23 protein-coding genes are annotated in these 19,682 nt (G+C 66.8%); 12 read left to right on the forward strand and 11 right to left on the reverse strand.

The genetic code is table 11. From position 1 onward, the window contains the following. The first annotated feature begins 224 nt into the window (after positions 1–224). The 4 genes from AC3A4E_RS10865 (at position 225) to AC3A4E_RS10880 (ending at position 3,914) form a co-directional block, all read left to right on the forward strand. Positions 225–989, forward strand: a complete 765-nt coding sequence (locus tag AC3A4E_RS10865) for a hypothetical protein (protein WP_487631485.1) — start codon at positions 225–227, stop codon at positions 987–989. 134 nt (positions 990–1,123) lie between these two features. Beyond that, positions 1,124–2,284 (forward strand): SPFH domain-containing protein, encoded by a 1,161-nt coding sequence (locus tag AC3A4E_RS10870; protein WP_487631486.1) that lies wholly within the window; start codon positions 1,124–1,126, stop codon positions 2,282–2,284. Between the two features lie 20 nt (positions 2,285–2,304). Then, positions 2,305–3,621, forward strand: a complete 1,317-nt coding sequence (locus AC3A4E_RS10875) for a TFIIB-type zinc ribbon-containing protein (protein ID WP_487631487.1) — start codon at positions 2,305–2,307, stop codon at positions 3,619–3,621. Beyond that, a complete protein-coding gene (locus AC3A4E_RS10880) occupies positions 3,618–3,914 on the forward strand; it encodes a hypothetical protein (protein ID WP_487631488.1) in 297 nt (98 codons plus the stop codon). Before AC3A4E_RS10875 ends, AC3A4E_RS10880 begins: the two co-directional genes overlap by 4 nt. Positions 3,915–4,003: 89 nt before the next feature. On the opposite strand, the gene AC3A4E_RS10885 is transcribed toward AC3A4E_RS10880, so the two are convergent. Then, positions 4,004–4,204 carry a hypothetical protein gene (locus AC3A4E_RS10885; RefSeq protein ID WP_487631489.1) on the reverse strand — a complete coding sequence of 67 codons (201 nt, stop codon included), beginning with the start codon at positions 4,202–4,204 and terminating at the stop codon, positions 4,004–4,006. 285 nt (positions 4,205–4,489) lie between these two features. After that, on the reverse strand, positions 4,490–5,047 hold the full coding sequence (locus AC3A4E_RS10890; RefSeq protein WP_487631490.1) for a lipocalin family protein: 558 nt from the start codon (positions 5,045–5,047) through the stop codon (positions 4,490–4,492). Between the two features lie 142 nt (positions 5,048–5,189). Between AC3A4E_RS10890 and AC3A4E_RS10895 the strand changes: the two genes are divergently transcribed. From AC3A4E_RS10895 to AC3A4E_RS10905, 3 genes are all read left to right on the forward strand, one after another. Further along, positions 5,190–5,723 (forward strand): hypothetical protein, encoded by a 534-nt coding sequence (locus AC3A4E_RS10895; protein ID WP_487631491.1) that lies wholly within the window; start codon positions 5,190–5,192, stop codon positions 5,721–5,723. Between the two features lie 178 nt (positions 5,724–5,901). Continuing rightward, a complete protein-coding gene (locus AC3A4E_RS10900) occupies positions 5,902–6,750 on the forward strand; it encodes an ion transporter (protein ID WP_487631492.1) in 849 nt (282 codons plus the stop codon). 233 nt (positions 6,751–6,983) lie between these two features. Continuing rightward, positions 6,984–7,361, forward strand: coding sequence for a VOC family protein (locus tag AC3A4E_RS10905; protein WP_487631493.1), 378 nt, complete (start codon positions 6,984–6,986; stop codon positions 7,359–7,361). Between the two features lie 26 nt (positions 7,362–7,387). Here AC3A4E_RS10905 and AC3A4E_RS10910 read toward each other — a convergent pair whose 3' ends face one another. Next, positions 7,388–8,206: a DUF5694 domain-containing protein gene (locus AC3A4E_RS10910; RefSeq protein ID WP_487631494.1), complete on the reverse strand. Its 819-nt coding sequence runs from the start codon at positions 8,204–8,206 to the stop codon at positions 7,388–7,390. Positions 8,207–8,465: 259 nt separating this feature from the next. Continuing rightward, a complete protein-coding gene (locus tag AC3A4E_RS10915; protein WP_487631495.1) occupies positions 8,466–9,419 on the reverse strand; it encodes a retroviral-like aspartic protease family protein in 954 nt (317 codons plus the stop codon). An 82-nt stretch (positions 9,420–9,501) separates the two neighbouring features. Here AC3A4E_RS10915 and AC3A4E_RS10920 point away from each other — a divergent pair, with 82 nt between their 5' ends. From AC3A4E_RS10920 to AC3A4E_RS10930, 3 genes are all read left to right on the forward strand, one after another. Next, the gene (locus tag AC3A4E_RS10920) at positions 9,502–10,254 is read left to right on the forward strand and encodes a response regulator (RefSeq protein WP_487631496.1); all 753 of its coding nucleotides are present in this window, start codon (positions 9,502–9,504) and stop codon (positions 10,252–10,254) included. Further along, on the forward strand, positions 10,251–11,618 hold the full coding sequence (locus tag AC3A4E_RS10925) for a sensor histidine kinase (RefSeq protein WP_487631497.1): 1,368 nt from the start codon (positions 10,251–10,253) through the stop codon (positions 11,616–11,618). Before AC3A4E_RS10920 ends, AC3A4E_RS10925 begins: the two co-directional genes overlap by 4 nt. A gap of 195 nt (positions 11,619–11,813) precedes the next feature. Further along, positions 11,814–12,254 (forward strand): FKBP-type peptidyl-prolyl cis-trans isomerase, encoded by a 441-nt coding sequence (locus tag AC3A4E_RS10930; RefSeq protein WP_487631498.1) that lies wholly within the window; start codon positions 11,814–11,816, stop codon positions 12,252–12,254. A 172-nt stretch (positions 12,255–12,426) separates the two neighbouring features. Here the strand turns inward: AC3A4E_RS10930 and AC3A4E_RS10935 are convergent, their stop codons facing one another. Further along, a complete protein-coding gene (locus AC3A4E_RS10935) occupies positions 12,427–13,188 on the reverse strand; it encodes a class I SAM-dependent methyltransferase (RefSeq protein ID WP_487631499.1) in 762 nt (253 codons plus the stop codon). 122 nt (positions 13,189–13,310) lie between these two features. Then, positions 13,311–13,682 (reverse strand): YajD family HNH nuclease, encoded by a 372-nt coding sequence (locus AC3A4E_RS10940; protein ID WP_487631500.1) that lies wholly within the window; start codon positions 13,680–13,682, stop codon positions 13,311–13,313. Positions 13,683–14,072: 390 nt separating this feature from the next. Here AC3A4E_RS10940 and AC3A4E_RS10945 point away from each other — a divergent pair, with 390 nt between their 5' ends. Then, on the forward strand, positions 14,073–15,224 hold the full coding sequence (locus tag AC3A4E_RS10945) for a hypothetical protein (RefSeq protein WP_487631501.1): 1,152 nt from the start codon (positions 14,073–14,075) through the stop codon (positions 15,222–15,224). Positions 15,225–15,290: 66 nt separating this feature from the next. On the opposite strand, the gene AC3A4E_RS10950 is transcribed toward AC3A4E_RS10945, so the two are convergent. Next, positions 15,291–15,971 (reverse strand): hypothetical protein, encoded by a 681-nt coding sequence (locus AC3A4E_RS10950; protein WP_487631502.1) that lies wholly within the window; start codon positions 15,969–15,971, stop codon positions 15,291–15,293. A gap of 100 nt (positions 15,972–16,071) precedes the next feature. Then, the gene (locus tag AC3A4E_RS10955) at positions 16,072–16,341 is read right to left on the reverse strand and encodes a hypothetical protein (protein ID WP_487631503.1); all 270 of its coding nucleotides are present in this window, start codon (positions 16,339–16,341) and stop codon (positions 16,072–16,074) included. Between the two features lie 384 nt (positions 16,342–16,725). On the opposite strand from AC3A4E_RS10955, the gene AC3A4E_RS10960 reads away from it, so the two are divergent. Then, positions 16,726–17,418, forward strand: coding sequence for a transposase (locus AC3A4E_RS10960; RefSeq protein WP_487631504.1), 693 nt, complete (start codon positions 16,726–16,728; stop codon positions 17,416–17,418). Positions 17,419–17,483: 65 nt separating this feature from the next. On the opposite strand, the gene AC3A4E_RS10965 is transcribed toward AC3A4E_RS10960, so the two are convergent. The 3 genes from AC3A4E_RS10965 to AC3A4E_RS10975 all read right to left on the reverse strand — a co-directional run bounded on the left by AC3A4E_RS10965 (position 17,484) and on the right by AC3A4E_RS10975 (position 19,390). Beyond that, positions 17,484–17,831 (reverse strand): ribonuclease E inhibitor RraB, encoded by a 348-nt coding sequence (locus tag AC3A4E_RS10965; protein ID WP_487631505.1) that lies wholly within the window; start codon positions 17,829–17,831, stop codon positions 17,484–17,486. Positions 17,832–18,030: 199 nt separating this feature from the next. Beyond that, entirely contained in the window at positions 18,031–18,720 is a 690-nt protein-coding gene (locus tag AC3A4E_RS10970; RefSeq protein WP_487631506.1) for a hypothetical protein, read from the reverse strand. Positions 18,721–18,763: 43 nt separating this feature from the next. Continuing rightward, positions 18,764–19,390, reverse strand: coding sequence for a hypothetical protein (locus tag AC3A4E_RS10975; protein ID WP_487631507.1), 627 nt, complete (start codon positions 19,388–19,390; stop codon positions 18,764–18,766). Between the last annotated feature and the right edge of the window lie 292 nt (positions 19,391–19,682).

Consider the following 19,682-nt stretch of genomic DNA (forward strand, 5'->3'; position numbering starts at 1 on the left):
GCAAGTGCGTCCGCGACGGGCGCCGCGCGCGACGCAGCGCAGCCTGGTGAGGCCGGTGCTGATCGTCCGAACCCGGCCTGGAGTCGGCGCTTGCGCCAGCGGAACACGTCACCACGCGGCATGTCCGGGACATCGCCTGGCAGGTTGGCGCCGCTTTTCGCGTTGGTCTGCACGGCGCGCGGACTTGCCGCCCGCCGACCCGATGCCACCTGCCGGAGCGCCCCGTGTATCCACCCGACCATCTGACCGCGTCCACCCTGCCGGGCGCGGTGGCCCTGCCCCGCCGACGCACCGTGTTCTTCCCGGCAATGGCCCTCGTGCTGCTGGCGACGGTACTGGCCGGATTCTGGAACACGTTCTTCTTCCGTCCCGACGCCAGCGGACCGCTGGCGATCCACCTGCACCTCCACGGCTTCGCGGTGACGGCGTGGTTCGTGCTGTTCGCGGTGCAGGGCCTGCTGATCGCCAACGGCCGCATCGCCGTGCATCGCCGGCTGGGGATGCTCGGCGCGGTGATCGCGCTCGGTGTCGTCGTGACCTCGCTGGTCACGCTGGCGCAGCTGGTGCCCAGCTGGCGCGCGCAGGGCGTGGATGTCGATGCGCAGCGGCCATTGCTGGGCCTGATCCTCTGGGGCGACCTCGGCGCGCTGGCGGCCTATGTCGTGTTTCTGGTCCGCGGCCTTCTGCTGCGCAGGCGTGCCGACGCGCACCGTCGCCTGATGCTGCTGGCGTCGCTGTCGATCATCTCACCCGCGCTGATCCGTCTCGCCGATCTGCCCGCGTTCGCAGGCGTCGATGGCGTGCTGGTCACCATCGGCGGCCTGCTCGCACTGGTCGGCGTGCTGGTGCTGTACGACCTGGCGACACTGCGCCGCATCCATCGCGAAACGCTGTGGGGTGCACCGTTCTTCCTGATCGTGCACCTGGCGCCGGCCTTCGTGATGCCGGGCACGGCGGTGGACGCGTGGTTGTTGGGTCTCGTCTGGTAGATCCACCCGAAGCGCGTCGACATCTGCACCGCGCAGGTCGTGACGACCAGCACTCGCAATCCCGTACCGTCGCGCCGTTATGATTCGGCGACACGGCAGGTACGGTGCCTGGCCACGAACTGAAAGGAATTGTCATGGGTCTGATTCAGGCGGTTTCGGGTGCGGTCGGCGGCATGCTGGCCGACCAGTGGAAGGATTTCCTCACCGTGCCGGCCGGCCTGCCGTCGACCGCTGCGCTGTTCGCCGCGGTGCCGCAGGGCACCAACGCCGGGCGCGGTTCCAATACCCGCGGCTCGTCGAACATCATCACCAACGGCTCGAAGATCGTCGTGCCAGAAGGCTATGGCCTGCTGCTGTTCCAGGACGGCGCGATCACCGGCTTCGTCGCCGAGCCGGGTGGCTACGAGTGGCGCTCCGACGATGTGAATTCGCAATCGGTGTTCGCCGGCGACGGCATCGTCAGCCCGCTGATCCGGCAGAGCTGGGAGCGCTTCAAGTTCGGCGGACAGCCGGGCGCGCAGCAGGCTGCGTTCTTCGTGTCGCTCAAGGAACTGCCGGACAACCGCTTCGGCACCCAGTCGGAGATCTACTGGGACGACGGCTTCCTCGGCACCCAGGTGGGCGCGCTCACCCGCGGCACCTACACGCTGAAGATCGTCGACCCGATCCTGTTCGTGAAGAACTTCGTGCCGGCCAGCTATCTGCAGCCCGGCCAGGTGTTCGACTTCACGGACCTTGAAAACGCCGCCGCCAGCCAGCTGTTCAACGAAGTGGTCGGCTCGCTCGCACCGGCCTTCAGCCTCTACACGAACGATCCCGCCAAGGGCAATCGCATCACCAAGATCCAGCAGGATTCGCTGGGATTCGCGCAGAGCCTGACAGACGCGGTGGAACAGGGATACCAGTGGAAGTCGGACCGGGGCCTGGCGATCGTCAAGACGGCGATCATCTCGATCGAGTACGACGCCAACACCCGCGAACTGCTCAAGACCGTGCAGCGCGCCGATGCACTGTCCGGTTCTCGTGGCAATTCCAACCTGCAGGCCAGCGTCGCCCAGGGCATGCAGTCGGCCGGCGAACACAGCGGCGCCGCAGGTCTCGTGGGTCTGGGCATGGCCTCCGGCATGGCCGGCGGCATCGGCAGCCTGCAGCAGCCGGCCACGCCGGCCGCACCCGCCGCGCCGGCGGCCGATGATCCGGTCGCCAGGCTGACGAAGGCCAAGGAAATGCTCGACCTCGGCCTGATCACACAGGCCGACTACGACACGCTCAAGGCCAAGGCGCTCGGTCTCTGAGCCGGGACCCGCCCGCACCCATGTCCGATACCAAGTTGCCGCCGCCCCTGCCGGGGCGGCCTGTCGACGGCCCGGGTTCGCCGCGCGATGTGCCGCCGTTGCCGGGCACATCGCCGCTCGATACCGGCGCCCTGCCCGATGCGATCCGCGAAGAACTCGAGGCGCCCGATCCGCTCGCCATCGACACCGCCGCAGCCGAACTGAAGGACGGCCTCAACCGCTGCCCGAAGTGCGGTTCGACCGACATCCGCCACAAACCGGGCGGCGACACACTGGTGTGCCTGTTCTGCCGCAACGAGTGGCAGGGCGCGCGCGTCGAGGAAATCTTCGGTTTCGGCGAAGGCATCGCCGACCTGCGCGGCACCGTCATCGCGTCGGGTGCACGCGACATCGAGGCCGATGCCGCCAGCCTGATGACCTTCAAGTGCACCGGCTGCGGCGCGGAGGTCACCATCAACACCGAAAGCACGATGACGGCGCGCTGCCACTGGTGCCGCCACGTGTTCGGCGTCAACGAACAGGTGCCCAACGGCGCGGTGCCCGATGCGGTGCTGCCGTTCCACATCCGCAAGGACGATGCGGTCGCGCGCATCCGCCAGTTCGTCGACAAGCGGCGGCTGTTCGCGCTGAAGGCGTTCAAGGACGAGTTCACGCCCGAGAACGTCATCGGCGTCTACCTGCCCTACATGATCGTCGACGGCAACGCGAGCGCATCGGTCGCCGGCAAGGGCGAGATCAAAACGCGCCAGTACACGCGCGGCACCGGCAACCAGAAGAAGACCTACTACGACGCCGACGTCTACCAGGTGGACCGGCACGTGGACTTCACCGTCGACGACCTGCCGCTGGAATCGTCCACCGAGCGCGGCAACCTCGACACGCGGGTCAACACCAACAACATCATCAACGCCATCCTGCCGTTCGACACCAAGAACGCGGTGCGCTGGAACGCCTCGTTCCTCAACGGCTTCACGTCCGAAAAGCGCAACAGCAACGTCGAGCATCTGCATCCGCGACTGGAAGACCAGTTGCTGTCGATCGCGCGCGCCCAGGTCGAGGGTTCGGTCCGCCCCTACAACCGCGGCGTACGGTGGGAACAGGAGCGGCTCGACGTGCACGGCACGCGCTGGGTGGCGATGTATCTGCCGGTCTGGCTGTACTCCTACCACCAGCCCGGCAAGAACGGCGGCATGCTGCACTACATCGCGGTCAACGGCCGCACCGGCGAAACCATGGGCAGTGTCCCGGTCCAGCAGTGGAAGCTGCTGCTCGCCGCGCTCACCGTCGGCACCTTCGTCGAAGCCTTCGCGATCGCGATTCTTGTGGGGATGTCATGAGCGACGAAAGTGGACTCTGGCTGTTGCTTGCCGGCCCCGGCAGCGCAGCCGCCGTGTACTGGGGCCTGTACCGGTTCTATCGCAACACCGACAAGTCGCACGGCTTCGAGCGTGAGACGCACGTCGAGGCCCAGCCGGTCACGGGCAACGACACGCTGTTCGGCAAGGTCACGGGCACGCAGGCGACGCGCATCCAGGGCGACAACGTGGGCGCCTATCGCGCGCGCGTGCAGCGTGTCGCGAGTGCAGTCGCGGATCCGGACGTGCCGGACAGACCGGACGCCGCGCCCTGAGTGCACCACGGGCCGGACGGTCCCGCGGCGGACCAGATCGCGTGAGCCGAGCGGGCGATGCAGCCTCGCCCGACTGAGTGCCCCGGCCTTCAGCCGTAGTAGTCCACGCCGATGATCTTGCAGACTTCTTCTTCGTTGTAGCCGTGGAACCGGCGACCGCGCGTGGTGTGCGTGCGGGCGAACAGCTTGCCGTTGGCATCGGTCCGCTCACGCTTTTCCTGCAGCAGCCACTTGGCGTAGTCGTGCGTCAGATTCCGCTCCCGCGTGGGATCCCGCTTCATTCGGGCCATCGATCTGCATCCTCGTTTCGAACAGCTGACGCCGTCGTCCGGCGCGTGGGGCGCACATGATACGCGCCTGCAGAACGGCGTCCGGCGTCGCCTGCGCACATGACCGTCGTGCGTGGCTGGCACCGGTCGGCACTGCTACATGCCTGTCGCGCGACACCCGCCGGCTGAATCGCGGAGGATCCCTCCCGGCGCACAGCGCCGCTCTGCAGACGGGAATCGGCAGTCGCGATCCGGCAGCTTCGCGACGCACACTGCCAGCGGACGAATACGTCGCGCCGATGCCGCTTACGGCTGCGGATTGTGCGGCGTGTCCACCAGCTTCTCGACCGGGTATCCCATCGCACGGGCCTGGTCGATCAGGCCCGTCCGGACTGCAGGGTCGAGTTGCGGCGTGCGCGAGAGGATCCACAGATAGTCGCGGCCGGGCGAGCCGACCATGGCCCAGCCGTAGTCGTCATCGAGCGCGATCACCCAGTAGTCGCCCCACACCGCCGGCAGCCACGACAGCCAGCGCGGCGCGAAGCGCACCTCCAGCGTCGACGTGCGGCCATCCACCATCCGCGCCACGCCATTGGCCTCGTTGAAGCTGCCGTCCCGGGTGCGGCACCGGTTGCGGACCGCCACCGTGCCATCGGGATTCAGGCTGTAATGCGCGGTCGTGTCGGCAACGCATTTGCGCTGGAAGAACATCGGCAGATGCGCCTGCTCGTACCAGGTCCCGGCATACCGCGTCAGATCCACGTCCGGCACCGGCGTGTTCGGCAAGGTCTGCGCACCTGCCGTCCCTGCAGCAGAAACGGACAGTCCGGCAGCGAGCAAAAGATGGGAGATGGGCAGGCGCATGTTCGGCTCGGATCCTGGAGATGCATGATTGTCCGGCCGCGCCGCGTCGGTGGACTGTGATGCGATCTGTCGGGAGATTTGAAGCGCGCGCCGGTTCCCACGACACTGCCGTCCGGGCCAACAGGATCAGCCGGGAGATTGCATGGAACGCAAACATTCCTTCGAAGCGATGCCGATGTGCAGCGCTGGATCGACAAGACGCTATGTGCGTGTGGGCATGCTGATCGGGCTGCTCTCGGCCTCAGGTGCCGCCGCGGCGCAGGCGCCGGATCCTGACGGGGCGCCGGTCTTCACGTCGGTCCACTGGTCGGCGCTCGATGGCGCGCCTCATGTCGTCCAGCTCCAGACCGGCGGTGCGATCGACGCCCACTTCGACACCGACCTGCCGGGCGCCTGCGACGGCGACGTGACCCGCAGACCCAGCGTGCGCCTGGAGGATGTGGGCGGAGACCGGGGCATCGAGCTGCGTGTGCGATCACTGTCGCGCACGCGTCCGACCCTGGTCGTCCACGGCCCCGACGGCCGCTGGCACTGCGACCACGGCAATCTGGGTCGACGTCTGCCGGACCTGCGCATCGATCGTCCTGCGCCCGGCAGTTATGCGATCTGGGTGGGCGCCTATGAATCGCAATGGGGCGATGCGGAACTGATGATCGAGCAGACGCCCCGGGAGTGATGTCCGACACGCCGCAGCGACCGCTGGCGGCGTGCATCCACGAGCACTGCGCGCACCCCTCCGTATTCGCGAAGCGGACACGCGCGACTTGACCTGCTGACGGCACGACATTCCAATGTCGTCCTGCCCGCCATTCGACCTGTCGCCGGTTTTCGCACCGCGCCCCACTGGAGACGCCATGCGCGAGACCCGCATTACACACCAGTCCGGCCTGCGCGGACGTCTGCAGACGTGCATCACCCATCCGCGCGTGCAGACCGGCATACTCGCGCTGATCATCATCAACGCCGTCCTGCTGGGCCTGGAAACGTCGCCAACGATCATGGCCATGGCCGGCCCTGCGATCCGCGCCGCCGACACCGCGATCCTGGCGATCTTCGTCCTCGAGATCGCGATCCGCCTGTTCGTGCATCGCGGACGGTTCTTCCGCGATCCGTGGAGCCTGTTCGACTTCGCCGTCGTTGCGATCGCCCTCGTGCCCGCCACCGGACCGCTCTCGGTCCTGCGTGCGCTGCGCGTGTTGCGTGTGCTGCGCGTGCTGACTGTCGTGCCGTCGATGCGCCGCGTGGTCGGCGCGCTGCTCGGTGCGGTACCGGGCCTGCTGTCGATCGGCGCCGTGCTGTTGATCATCTACTACGTATGTGCCGTCATCGCGACCAACCTGTTCGGCACCGCATTCCCCGAACGCTTCGGCAATCTCGGCCAGTCGCTGTACTCGCTGTTCGAGATCATGACGCTGGACAGCTGGTCGACCGGCACCACGCGCCCGATGATGGTCGAGTTCCCCTATGCCTGGGCGTTCTTCATCCCCTTCATCCTCGTCGCCAGCTTCACCATGCTCAACCTCTTCATCGGCGTCATCGTCGATGCGATGCAGACCGTCTCCAAGGCCGAGCACGACGACACCCGCGACGCACTCGAGCGCACCCAGGACCACATCGAGGCCGATCTCCACACCGAAGTGCGTGCCTTGCGCGACGAGATCCGTGGGCTGCGGACGCTGCTGGAAACGCGCGGATCGTCGTAGCCGGGCGCAGTGACCCGCGGACCTGGTCAACGGATGTCCGCGCCTTGCGAACGGAGCGTCCGGGCGGGACGTGATCGATGCGTCCGCAGAGTGCGGCAGGTGCCGCATTGCGCGTCGTCCGCCAGCCTGCGGTCACTTTTCGCGCCGCAAACGAAGATTTGACACAGATCAAACGTGTCTGCGCGCAGCGTTGCTGCGCGCGGCCACGCGCGATCGGATCCGAGGACGTCTCCATGCTGAGGCACAAGACTTCGAGCGCCATCGTTGCGGTCAGTGATCTGGCGCGCGCGCGGGAGTTCTACACCGGCACGCTGGGACTCGAGCCGGGGGACGAGGACCAGACGGACGTCCTGCGTTACCGGACCAGCGACACCTGGCTGGTGGTCTACCGGTCGGACGATGTCCGGCCGGGCACCGGCAATGCCGTGGTCTGGAGCGGCGGCGCCGATGTCGACGCCATCGCGACCACCCTGCGCGCACGCGGCGTCCGGCTGGAGGAGTATCCGCAGCTGGGCATGGAGATCGATCGAGGAGTGCACAGGTCCGACGGCTTCGCGGCCATCTGGTTCAAGGACCCCGACGGCAACGTGCTGCACGTCAACAGCATGTAACGAGGCGCACCCGGGCCCCGCACCGCTCAGGGTGCCAGATACCCCCGCACATCTTCGGCCTCGCGCTGCCGGTCGATCGCGAGCAGGTCCTTGAGGATGGCAGTGTGCCCGGCGCCTGCGATCACCAGCACGCGGCGCCCTGGCGCTGCGGCCTTCTGCACGTTGGCGTACATGCGGAAGTTGCGATGCCACCAGCTGGCCGAGGCATCGGCACCGACGAAACCGCCGCCCGCATCGACCGCATTGGTGAAGAGGTAGAGATCCTTGTTCTCGCGGTCTCGCTCGGGGTCGTTGGTCAGCCGCAGCAGTTCGTGCAGCGGCAGCGTGCTCTGCTCGCGGGTCGTGCGCTCGGAGAGTGACGCGAACACTGCATCCATCTCCGCCTTCTGCGCGGGTGCGTGCGCGCCGACGTACTCGAACAACGGGCCGCCGTTCCAGTGCACGTTGCCTTCGTCGAAACAGGTCACGCCGGCCAGACCCGCTGCCCGGGCCACGCGGAACCCGATCTGCTGCGTTTCGTCGACGTCGAGCGCTGCCGTTCCGTCGCGCCAGGCGGCATACGCGGCATCCTGCTTCGCCTGCGCCGCAGGCTCGCATTCCACCAGAACATCGGTTGGCGAGAACCCGGCAATCCGTGTCGCAAGGCCCGTCAGATACGCCTGGTTGTCGGCAGTGGTGACGTCGACGACTTCCGACTTGACCACGTCCAGGCCGGGATTTTCGAAGTGGAAGACGCCCAGCATCATCACCCTCGCCGGTTCCGGCGTGGGTGTCTGCGCGTGAGCGTCGGTCAGGAGTGCAGCTGCGGTCAGCAGCAGGGCGACGCAGAGCAGCCGGCAGGACATGGGCATGGACTCCAGTGGAGAGACCCGCCCCGTACAGCGCGCACGCGGGGGCCGGCAGGACGCTCACGCTACGGTTCGAGTGCCGCCCGCGCACCTGCCGGAAGTCTCGGGGACGTGCCGCATGGACGCGCGATGCAGACCGGCGGGGCACGCACCGCAGGCGTCCCTGCTCGCAGCCTGTGGAACCCGTGTCACGTACTCCCTGCGGTTCCGCATGCGCGCCCGCGGACTTGGGGGACCCTGCACGCTGGACCTCGTTCTACTGCGTCGCGAGACAGACCGCGGCAGCGTTCGCGAGCACATCGACCCGCGTGTCGCGCAATGCATCGATGCCGAGGATCAACGCCGGCTGCGCGTCGAGTCCCAGTCGCGAGAACACCGGCAATGCGCTGATCCGCACCTCCATCGCGGGCAACTGCCAATCGCCGATGTCCAGCGACGGCAGCGTGTACAGCCAGGTCTCGGTCACCTGACTGGCCAGCCCCTGTGTGCCCGCCTCGCGCAGGCGCAGACGGGCATCGCCCTCGGCCACGCCCAGTGCACGCGCGGCGGGCACATTGAGCACGGTCTGGGCCGCCCCCGTGTCCACGACGGCCATCACCGGCGAGCGGTGCGGGCCGTCCTGCATCTGCGCCTCCAGCAACGCGAACCGCTGCAGGGCCGGCCCGCGCTGCGGCAGTGCGTTGTCCAGGCATCCCGGACGCGGCAGGCTGCCCGGCTGCGCCAGCAGCAGATGACCGGCCGGCAGATCGAACCGCAGGTCGAACCGCGACATCAGATCGTTGCCGAGGATGCCGTCAACCGGCGGCGCATCGTCCCGCGCAATGTTCGACAGATCCATCGCCAGCATCTGCGCCTTCCAGCGGAAACTGCCGGCGGCCAGGTCGCGCAGCGCGGTGACACGGGCCGCGCCTGCGCTGCCGCCGGCGCCCTGCACCTGGACCTGGCGCGACTGGGATTCGAACAGGCCGATCTCCTCCGCCAGTGCCACATCGATCACGGTCGCGCCGGCGGCAGTGTCCACCACGAAGCTCAACGGACGATCGATCCCCTCGATGCGGACCTCCACGCGGGGATGGTGACCGACCAGCTGCATGTCGACCCGATGGGGCACAGCGTCCGGCGCCGGCGCCGGGGCAGCGGGCGCCGCTGCAAGCGGAGCGGTCAGCAGCAGTGACAGCAGGGAGAGGGACGCGACGGCACGTGACGACATGGCGGGATCTCGTTGGACGGGATCGCCATCACAGAGCGCGCGGGTATCGGCAGGATGTCGGCAACCCCCACAGGTCTGATACATGCGGGATACACGCGCAGGCGACAATGTCGGCATGACCGTCGAGACCGCCCGCATCGTCGTCGTCGATGACGACGCCAGCATCCGTGATGCGATCTGCGACTACCTGGGCCGTCACGGCTACGCGGTGGCCGCCGCCGACGGCGCCGTCGCACTGGACCGTCTGTTGGCACAGGCCCCGGCCGACCTGGTGGTGCTGGACTGGATGATGCCGGGCGAGGATGGCCTGTCGATCTGCCGACGCCTCGCCGGTACCGACCTCGCGGTGCTCATGCTCAGCGCACTGGACAGCCCGCCGGACCGGGTCATCGGGCTGGAGGTAGGCGCCGACGACTACCTCTCCAAACCCTTCGATCCGCGCGAGCTGCTGGCACGCGTGCGTGCGTTGCTGCGACGCGGCGAGAAGCTCCGCCAACAGGACCAGCGCCCGAGCGAGGGCTACGTCTTCCAGGGTTGGACGCTGCGGCTCGACACACGCGGACTGTGCGCGCCGGACGGCACCGGCGTACGGCTGACGGCCGGCGAGTTCGCACTGCTGCGCGCCCTGGTGGAACGTGCGGGCCGCGTGCTCAGCCGCGAGCGTCTGATGGTGCTGATCCACGGCGACGCGGCCGAACCTTTCGACCGGGCCATCGATCTGGCGATCAGCCGTCTGCGCCGGAAACTCGCGCAGGCCCAGCCCGGTGCGGACACCCTCGTCGAGACGCTGCGCAGCGAAGGCTATCGCCTCGCCGCCACGGTGCAGCGCCTGTGAGCCGGCCGCACGGCATCCTTGCGCTGGTCGGCGGGCTCGCCCTGGCGACGCTGGTGCTGGCCCAGGCCGTCGGCTTTGCCGTCGTGGGCTGGTGGCCCGCCCCTGCGGCGCCCACGATGGCGCCCGGCGATGCGATCTCGGCCCTGGCCGGCGATGCGCGGGCCGCACCCGGTCTGCGCGTCCGCTCGCAGGCCGGGCCACCCACCGGCACGCCCGTGCCATGGCTGGTCGATCTTGCCGCGCACCGTCTGGGCCAGCCGGCCACGCAGGTGCGCGCCGTCTGGCGACAGGCGCCGGCGGTCAGGATGCAGGTGGTGGACGCCGGGCAGATCGCGACCGCCGGGCAGTCCGACGCCCTGCGTCAGGCGCGTGTGCACGCCGCGCTGTCCACGGCAGGCCTGCAGCTGCCGGCGTTCGAACTGGGCGCCCTCCAACCGGACGGCACCTGGCGTGTCGTGGGCACCGCCGACCCCGGGCGCGGGCAATGGCGCCGTCAGGTACTGCTGGCGCTGGCGCTGGCTGCACTGCTGATCGCACCGTTGACCTGGTGGATGGCGCGCCGGCTCACGCTGCCGCTGCGCCGGCTCGCCGAGGCCAGCGCACGCATGGACCTGAGCGCACGCACCGCGCCGGTGCCCGTGGAAGGTGCCCGGGAGGTCCGCCAGCTGGGCCAGACCATCGCCGATGCGCATCTGCGTCTGCGCACGCAGGCCGAGGACGTCACTGCGATGCTCGCGGCCGTCGCGCACGACCTGCGCACGCCGCTGACGGGGCTGCGCCTGCGCGCGGAAACCGCGCCCTCGCCCGATCGCGAGCGCATGGTCGCCGACATCCAGCGCATGCAGACCATGATCGCCCAGGTGCTGGCCTACGCGCAGGGGGAAGTCGCGCCCCTGACCCGCGCGCCTGTGGATGTGGTCGCCCTGGCGTACGAACTCGCCACGTCTGCCGGCACCGCAGGCCACCCCGTGCAGGTGGACGCGGAGACGCCTGCCACTGTGCAGGCGGATGCCCTGGCGCTCCGACGCGCGCTGTCGAATCTGATCGACAACGCCGTGCGTTACGCCGATGGCGCCGAGGTCCGGATCCGCGCGGACGACAGCCGCCTGTACATCGACGTCGCCGACCGCGGCCCTGGCATTCCTGCCGCTGCACGCACGCGTCTGGTGCAGCCGTTCCAGCGCATGGAACATTCGCGCAGCCGTGAGACCGGCGGCGCAGGCCTCGGACTGGCGGTGGCGCGCTCGGTCGCCGAGCGGCACGGCGGCACGCTGGAGCTGCACGCGCGCGAAGGCGGCGGTCTGCTGGCACGGCTGACACTTCCGCACGGTGTCCAGGCAGACGCTGGCGCACGTGCACGCTGAGCCCGGTACGCGCGTGTGCTGGCAACGCAGAGGGCACCCGGCATCGCACAGCGGACGCTGCGGCATACAAGGCCGCTTCTGATACGCGTCGAGTCCTGCCGCTCGGCTCGTATGCGCAGGCACCCTGCCCCACCCTGACACCGCCGACGTGCCCGGACGCTATCCTGCCCGACCCTATTCGCGCACCGGACACCCATGACCCGTCACCCGTTCCGCCTTGTTGCCTTGCTGTCCGTCCTCCTCCTCGCCGCGTGCAGCGGCCCGCCGCCCTACACCGGTGGCGACGTGGCCGAACTGCAGCGCATCGATGTCACGGAAGGCGAAGGCGCGCCCGCTGTCGCTGGCGACCAGGTGTCCGTGCACTACACCGGCTGGCTCTACGACCAGAACGCACCCGACAAGCGCGGCGCGCAGTTCGACAGTTCCCATGATCGCGGCCAGCCCTTCGTGTTCCCGCTCGGCGCAGGCCGCGTCATCCGCGGCTGGGACGAAGGCGTCGCCGGCATGCGCCCCGGTGGCACGCGGGAACTGCACATCCCCGCGTGGCTCGGGTATGGCGCGAACGGCGCCGGCCGGGCGATTCCGCCGGGCGCATCGCTGGTGTTCGAAGTGGAGTTGCTCGAGATCCAGAAGTAGGCCGTCACGCCTGACGCGGTGCTGCGGCAAGTCGGCACGACGCCACGCCCGGTCACTCCGGGCGTGCTGGTCGGCCTTGCAGCGCAGGTCGGCACGACCCTGAGCGCGACTCACCGGCTTGCAGAGTGCACAACGCCTCTGCGTTTCGAACGCGGTCGCGGACGACGGCGCCTCAGCGCTTGCGGAACACCACCACGTGCTGCCAGGGCAGGGTGTCGGCCGTGCGCACCCAGTCCAGCGGATGCAGGGCCGCTTCGCGGCGGATCTGCGCCTCGCTCATCTTGTGCAGCGCCTTGATCGGCACGGTGTCGTCCTCCGCCCTGTACTCGACGAAGACCAGACGCCCCCCGGGCCGCAGCGCACGCACCAGCGCGCCCAGCACCTCGTGCGGGTATTCGAGCTCGTGGTAGACGTCGACCATCAGCGCGAGATCCACGGAGTCGGGTTCGAGTCCGGGATCTGACACACCGGCCTGTACCGGCACGATGTTCTCCAGGCCCGGCTGCGAAGCCAGTCGCGTCAGCATCTCCACCATCTGCGGCTGCACGTCCACCGCGTAGACCAAACCATCAGGCGACACCAGCGGCGCCATCCGGCGCGCGTAATAGCCCGTTCCCGCCCCGATGTCGGCGACCGCCATGCCCGGCTGCAGCGCCAGCTCCTGCAGCAGAAGAATGCCGCGCTCCTCACGCTCGCGTTCCTCGCGCTCCAGCCAGGCCGCGCCCTGCCAGCCCATCACCGCCGAGATCTCCCGACCCTGGTACGTCTTGCCGATGCCGTCCGCGCTGGGGCGTCCGGTCGAATAGATGGGTGCGCTGTCCTCGGACTGTGCGGTAGTCGACGGCGCACGCACGGGTGAGGACGGCGGCTTGGAACAGGCCGTGCCGATGCACAGCAGCAGTCCGATGGCGGCAAACGATGTGAGCTGGCGCATGGACGCTGACTTCCGGGCGAAGCCGCGGACTGCGGCGTGTCGGAGGCTAACCGCGCCCTGCGTGGTGCCTGGTGAGCGTCCCGCGTTCATTGCGGGCGCTGCTTCCAGATCGCGCCTGCTGATCAGGAACGGGTCTTCTCGAGCCGCGCCTTCAGATCCGCAAACGGATTGGAGGTCGCCGCGACAGCGGCATCCTCTGCATTCCGGGCACTGACACCGGTGTGATCAAGCTGCCGGGAATGCTCGTTGTCGTGGCAGTACACGCACAGCAGCTCCCAGTTGCTGCCATCGGCCGGGTTGTCGTCGTGGTTGTGGTTGCGGTGATGCACCGTCAGTTCGCGCAGGTTGACGCGCGTGAACTCGCGCGCGCAGCGGCCGCAGATCCACGGGTACATCTTCAGCGCACGCTCGCGATAGCCGTTGTTGCGCTGCTCTGCACTGCGCCGGGCTTCGGCGACGATACGGTCGAGCTTGGTCTGGTCGGGCGTCGTCATGCACGGAGTCTAGCCCGACGCCCGAACCGGAACGCCGGCCGGGCGTACAGCGGTTCCGCCGCCAGTCCTTCGGCGTGTTCAACGCGCGGGAGGGCCGAACCCTGACGTTGCGGGAAGGCCGATACAACGCGGCCTGGCCTGGAAATTGTCACTGACACCGTCTCCTCCGGCTTGGCTAAGATCCGTAGATCCAAGCCGCTCGACGACTCCATGCCTCACCTGCGCCGTCTGCATGTCCTGTCCGCCTCCAGCTGCCTGCTCGCGCTTTTGTTCGGGGTATCAGCACACGCGGCGCCCGATCGCGACGACGCGGCCCGCGTCTTCAGCACCGCGAACACGCTGTGCGAGCGGGATGGCGGCGCGCTCTGGGGCGCATCACTGTGCGGCCCGATGTTGATCGTCGACCCCGCGGATCGCGCGGCCGTCGCCAACCGGCAGGACCCTGGTGGCGTGCTCGTGGAACAGGACGGCCTTTTTGTCGGCACGCTGCCGCAGACGGCCCTTATCGCCAACACGCGTGTGGAATGGTCGGGCACCGACTGGACGCAATTGCTGTGGCCGGTGCCTTCGGAACCCAGCGTGCTGCGCGTGCTGCTGATGCACGAAATGTTTCACCGGATCCAGCCCGCACTGGATCTGACGCGCAAGGAAGCGGGTAACCGCCATCTCGACACGCTGGAGGGCCGCTACCTCCTTCAACTGGAATGGCGGGCCTTGGCGCGTGCCGTGATGGCAGTCGACGCAGACGTCCGACGCGCTCACGTGGGCGATGCCCTGGCCTTCCGCCATGCACGTCGTCAGCTGTTCGCCGATGCAGCCGCGGAAGAAGCGGCACTCGAGATCAACGAGGGGCTTGCCGAGTACACCGGCGTGCGCCTGGGCCTGTCGCGCGACGAAGAGCGCCGCGCCTTCGCCGTGTTCGATCTCGCGCGCTCGCTCGGCTCGCCCAGCTTTGTCCGGTCCTTCGCGTATGCCAGCGGCCCGGCCTACGGCCTGCTGCTCGACGACGCCGATCCCGATTGGCGCAGCGGACTCGACGCGGATGCCGACCTCGGCTCGCTGCTGGCACAGGCATTGCGCATCGACGTGGCCGCGTTGACCGACATCGAGACCCGCCAACGGCGTTATGACGTGGACGGCAGCCTGCGCACCGTCGAAGACACGCGCGACCGCGATCGCCTTGCCCGTGTCGCGCACTGGCGCGCGAAGCTCGTGGATGGCCCGGTTCTGGTGTTGCCGCTGCAGAACATGAGCCTGCAGTTCAATCCACAGACGCTGGCCGCGCTCGACGACATCGGCACCGTCTACCCGACGCTGCGCCTCACCGACACCTGGGGCGAACTCGCAGTCGTCGAAGGCGGTGCAGCGTTGATCCACGCCGACTACACGCGCGCGACCGTGGCCCTGCCGCAAGACGGAGATGGCACGAAGGGGGAAGGCTGGACGATGACGCTCAATCCGGGTTGGACGTCGGTGCCGGGTGCGCGCGCGGGCGACATGACGCTGAAGCACGATGAGGCAGGGCCGGACTCGAAGCCCTGATCAACCATGCGGGCGTCTTCCCGGGCTTGCAGCACACCGCTGGACCGGTGCCAGAAGTGACTCCACTCAATCGTCGCGCTTCGTCGCCTCACGACTTTGCGCGAACTCCGGGAAGGTCTCCGCCATCGAATCCTTGTCCGGCAGGATGTAGAACACGCCGCCCTTCTCGAACGTCGAGCGGACGACCTGCTCGTAGAACGTGGTCGCGACATTGATGCAACCGTGGGTGACGCGGTTGTCGTCCGGCGTCGGCGATGCCAGGCGTTCCTCGCGACGCTCGGCCGGCGTGCCGCTTGCGGTCGGGTGCAGCGAGACTGCCGAATCGTAGTCCACCCAGAGCACGCGCCCGGCGTCGATCGATGGACCATAGCCGCCCACGAAACGACCGGCCGGCGTGGTGCGATCCCGCCCCGGAATCTCGCGCAGCGCAAGGCCGGCAATGCCGGGCGCCGCATGGTCGCCGACCGCCGAACCGAACAGCCCGGGGGCTGCGCCTCGCAGCTTGCCGTCGCCGCCAAACACCAGCACCTGCGCGGCGGCCTTGTCCATCACCATGAACGGATAGCCGTGGTTGTCATCGGCGGCGATGACCCAGCCCGCAAGCTCGATGACCGTGTCGGACACTTCTTGTCCGGGCGGAAGCTGGTCGACCGAAGCGACCGGTTGCGTCGCGGGTTCCTCGGCCATGGCCACGCCCACGCTGGCGGATGCCAACGCAAGCAGCAGCGCGCCGTGGAAGACCCGCATCGCAGCGTGTGGGGAACTGGCGATGGGAACACTCCTCGAAAAAACGGGTGATACACCGGGACCCGTGGCCGGCAGGCCAACGGGTCCCGGTTCGATCAGATCAACCGCGCGGCGTGCGGCGCGGCGCCGTTTCAAGCTGCTGGACGCGACGTTCCATCGTATCCAGGCGCTGATTGGCCTGCGTCGCGGACTGGTTGGCGGATTCCGCGCTCTGGGCCGCACCCTGCACCCGCGTATCGAGGGTATCGAGGCGCGTATCGATGCGTGCGAAGTCTTCCTTGTAGGTGGCACAGCCACCAAGCCCCACGGCCGCGACCAGCGCCACGCCGACCATTTGTGCCGTCTTCTTGTGCTGTTGGATGAGCGACATTTCAGTTCTCCTGCTTCGGGGGAGTCCGGAATATAGCGGCGTTTTTGCCTTGGAAACCGTGCATCTTCAGGCGAGATTGGAGTACGTACACGGCATGTGAAATAGTCCGATTCACTCACATAGGGCGTCCCCTAGATGTCAGGAACAACGCGGTGTGCTGCGTCTATCGGACCAGTCGGGAAAGATGCGCTACGCGCTCCACGTGCGGATGTCCGGACCCCGGCACCAGATGAGCGTGCCGCTTATTGGCGATCTGATCCGGACGCATGACGATCCTGGAACGGGTTCAGGTTCACTTCCCCCACGCTCCGATCATTCGACCGGCCAGCTCTTTGCAGATTCCACCGATGCGCGCGCCGCGTCCGGAGCGGCACGCTACGTCCAATGGCTCGCCTGCCCCGCCTCGATCTGCCTGGCATTCCGCAGCACATCGTGCAGCGTGGCAACAATCGCCTGCCTTGTTTCCTAGACCCCGGTGACCGCTTGCGGTATCTGCAGGCACTGCAGGAGGCGCTGATGGCGACTGGCGTGCAGCTGCGTGCCTATGTGCTGATGGACAACCACGTGCATCTGTTGGCCACGCCGGCCGCAGCTGGCGATATCGGGCGACTCATGCAGCGCCTCGGACGCCAGTACGTCGGCCTGTTCAATGCCCGGCACCGTCGAACCGGCACGCTTTGGGAGGGCCGCTACAAGTCGTGCCTTGTCGATAACGAACGTTACGTGCTGACCAGCCAGCGCTACATCGAACTCAATCCGGTACGAGCGCGCATCACCGACGATGCGGCCGCCTGGCGCTGGTCAAGTTGCGCCGCCCATCTGGGCCAGCGCACCGGATCGTTGCTCTCGCCCCACACGGCCTGGCTGGCTCTCGATACCGATCCGGTCATGCGCGCACGCCGCTGGCGGGACATGCTCGAAGAAGCTGTGACCGAAGAAGACCTCACCGCAATCCGCCAATACCTGCAACAACAGCGCGCCTGGGGCCGCGACGACTTCCGCGCCATGGTCGAAGCCAAGACCAGACGCTTCGCTGGCGTCCGCCCTGCGCATCGACCGAGCAAGGCGGGTAAGTGAACCTTACCCGGTTATCCGCGACCGCTATTCCTTGGCAAGGACACCAGCGCGCCCAGCCGGTACCCTCAGGCAGCGACCACGTTCATGCCATCGTAGTCGGCGATCTCGAACTGCTCGGCGATGGCGTAAAGCGCTTCAACCCGTGCCTGCAGCGATTCCGGAGTGTGCTGCTCCAGCTTGTCCACCTGCAGGTAGAAGAACGGATCCTCTTCGTCGACCGGCTCGGTGACGCCGACCACCGTATAGCCCAGCGACTCCATATGCCGCGCCACCGGAAGCAGCGCACTGCCATCCTCGTCGACGAAGAAGAACGACCAGCGGCAGACCTCGTCGATGCTCCAGTCCTTGCCCGCCTCGATGTTCTTCTGCCGCGTATCGGAGAAGAACGCCTGCATCATTTCCACTGTAATCATGAAACCGGGCACGCCCTGTTGGCGCCTGGATCTGGCGCAGGGCGAGTATCGGGCATCGGCTGATGCCTGCCTACCGAGGTTGTAACGGGTGACATTGTCGAAACCGGGTGGGGTCCACCGTCCTCAAGCCCGGGAAGCAGGGCTGACTCACGACCGGATAAGTGAACCTGACCCCGTTAGCCTCCGTGATCCGGCATCCTCACGTCTCGCTTGGCATCTTCCGGGCCCGACCGAGGAATCCGATGTTCTTGTTGAATAACGGCTTGGATATACGCAACAACAGCGACTCCACATGCTTCGGATAGTCGTCGAATGATGATGACCCAACATCGTAAGCCGAGATGTATCGGATCACTTCCTTTCTAAACTCAGGCTTGTTCTTTACACCCTTCGGAAAGGAAACATCGATTTTCCGACAGATTGCTGCACTTATCTCCCCAAGAAGGTTGGTTGCCTTGCCCACATAGAGCAGATTACCCAGCGCATCGTAGAACGCATAAATTCCCGCGTCGTTCCTGTGTTCCCCGAGCATCGCCTTGAGCTGGGTTTGAAGAGCCTGCGTGTGATCGAAAGGCCAGAACTCCTTAATCACCTTGAACTCGGGTAGAAACGCAACGCTGATGAAATACTCGATTGTTGCTCGTTGCGGCGTCTTCTTGCCTGCAACCCATCGCGAAATCGCAGCCTCTGAATAGCCGGTCTTCCATGCAGCATCCTTGACGCCGGAATAATACTCATTGACAACGAAACTAAGAAATTCGCTTCGAGTTGCCATTAAGACCTCTATGTACATTAGATACTGAAGTGTGGAAATCCAGCGCGTTAAATCCTCGGAGCACCCTAGCCGGCCAAGCCGCCGCGACAGGCGGCGGCTTATCTGCGGGCTCAAGTTATGCGCAGATCCGAACCTAGCAAATCCCGCCGCGTAGCGCTCAGCCTTTTTCGAGCTCTATATCCATCGTCGACGGATCGTCTTGGATCTCGAGCTGGAAGATCTCATTCGCCCTTCGTCCGATCTGCACTGTCATATGACGTGTCCATGCCGCCATGGCTGCCGCGCCTACCACAGGTAACCACTTGCTGACGGCGCGCTTCAACGCCTGTTGTGTGATCTTCCCGCCGAGCAATGCGATGATTCTCTGCATTGCTCGCAACGATGCACGACGAACGAGGACCTTACCGCCATGAATGGTTAACAAGCTACCGGCGCTGGATCCAAGACCGGAGATCATGATCGCAAGGACGAGCTCCTTCGTGATCTGCTTCTGCTTTCCATGGGCAGCACCGACATCATAGATCAGCGTCAGCTGGCGATTGATCACCGCTACGAGCTCAGGAATGACGGCAGCCATACCCCACGGCCCCGGAATGAGGCTCGCGCCACCGCTGATCGCAGCGTTTAGGTTTGCCGTCGAGGAAATCATCGAGTCTATAGAGGAGACTGTCGGAAAGTTCTCCGGATTTTTCTTGTAATGCGCCTCCCGCGACCGCACGACCGTATCCACGCCTTCAGTAATCGCGTTCTCGATCTTGCCTTGAAACTGCTCACCAAACCCCATGAAGATAACTCCCTGTCAATGTCGCTCTGTAGTTGCGTCGCGATCCGACTGAACGACGGATCATGACGGATTCACCAGACATTCCCCGTGCGAGCGGCGACGGTGGTCGCACAAGCATTATATGCTGCTGGATTCGCAATCTCTCTACCACCAAACCCGGACCCTGGCTTGCCCCATATCGGCGGACGACGCCGAATCTGAGCGCTCAAAATTTTCGGCACATCAGCTGGCCACATGGCTCCGACCCGACAAGCTGCGCGTCACCCTCGCGCTCCACAACTGCTAGCAAAAT

This window comes from Luteimonas sp. Soil_N_1, from assembly GCF_057656255.1.

Excerpts from the sequence above, each read along its gene's own strand:
- AC3A4E_RS10930 (WP_487631498.1), top strand. The coding sequence starts at position 11,814 with ATGACCCGTCACCCGTTCCGCCTTGTTGCCTTGCTGTCCGTCCTCCTC.
- AC3A4E_RS10975 (WP_487631507.1), bottom strand. The coding sequence starts at position 19,390 with ATGGGGTTTGGTGAGCAGTTTCAAGGCAAGATCGAGAACGCGATTACT.
- AC3A4E_RS10895 (WP_487631491.1), top strand. The coding sequence starts at position 5,190 with ATGGAACGCAAACATTCCTTCGAAGCGATGCCGATGTGCAGCGCTGGA.
- AC3A4E_RS10945 (WP_487631501.1), top strand. The coding sequence starts at position 14,073 with ATGTTGATCGTCGACCCCGCGGATCGCGCGGCCGTCGCCAACCGGCAG.
- AC3A4E_RS10875 (WP_487631487.1), top strand. The coding sequence starts at position 2,305 with ATGTCCGATACCAAGTTGCCGCCGCCCCTGCCGGGGCGGCCTGTCGAC.
- AC3A4E_RS10885 (WP_487631489.1), bottom strand. The coding sequence starts at position 4,204 with ATGGCCCGAATGAAGCGGGATCCCACGCGGGAGCGGAATCTGACGCAC.
- AC3A4E_RS10915 (WP_487631495.1), bottom strand. The coding sequence starts at position 9,419 with ATGTCGTCACGTGCCGTCGCGTCCCTCTCCCTGCTGTCACTGCTGCTG.
- AC3A4E_RS10940 (WP_487631500.1), bottom strand. The coding sequence starts at position 13,682 with ATGACGACGCCCGACCAGACCAAGCTCGACCGTATCGTCGCCGAAGCC.
- AC3A4E_RS10905 (WP_487631493.1), top strand. The coding sequence starts at position 6,984 with ATGCTGAGGCACAAGACTTCGAGCGCCATCGTTGCGGTCAGTGATCTG.
- AC3A4E_RS10880 (WP_487631488.1), top strand. The coding sequence starts at position 3,618 with ATGAGCGACGAAAGTGGACTCTGGCTGTTGCTTGCCGGCCCCGGCAGC.
- AC3A4E_RS10935 (WP_487631499.1), bottom strand. The coding sequence starts at position 13,188 with ATGCGCCAGCTCACATCGTTTGCCGCCATCGGACTGCTGCTGTGCATC.
- AC3A4E_RS10870 (WP_487631486.1), top strand. The coding sequence starts at position 1,124 with ATGGGTCTGATTCAGGCGGTTTCGGGTGCGGTCGGCGGCATGCTGGCC.
- AC3A4E_RS10965 (WP_487631505.1), bottom strand. The coding sequence starts at position 17,831 with ATGATTACAGTGGAAATGATGCAGGCGTTCTTCTCCGATACGCGGCAG.
- AC3A4E_RS10910 (WP_487631494.1), bottom strand. The coding sequence starts at position 8,206 with ATGTCCTGCCGGCTGCTCTGCGTCGCCCTGCTGCTGACCGCAGCTGCA.
- AC3A4E_RS10900 (WP_487631492.1), top strand. The coding sequence starts at position 5,902 with ATGCGCGAGACCCGCATTACACACCAGTCCGGCCTGCGCGGACGTCTG.
- AC3A4E_RS10960 (WP_487631504.1), top strand. The coding sequence starts at position 16,726 with ATGGCTCGCCTGCCCCGCCTCGATCTGCCTGGCATTCCGCAGCACATC.
- AC3A4E_RS10955 (WP_487631503.1), bottom strand. The coding sequence starts at position 16,341 with ATGTCGCTCATCCAACAGCACAAGAAGACGGCACAAATGGTCGGCGTG.
- AC3A4E_RS10890 (WP_487631490.1), bottom strand. The coding sequence starts at position 5,047 with ATGCGCCTGCCCATCTCCCATCTTTTGCTCGCTGCCGGACTGTCCGTT.
- AC3A4E_RS10920 (WP_487631496.1), top strand. The coding sequence starts at position 9,502 with ATGCGGGATACACGCGCAGGCGACAATGTCGGCATGACCGTCGAGACC.
- AC3A4E_RS10950 (WP_487631502.1), bottom strand. The coding sequence starts at position 15,971 with ATGCGGGTCTTCCACGGCGCGCTGCTGCTTGCGTTGGCATCCGCCAGC.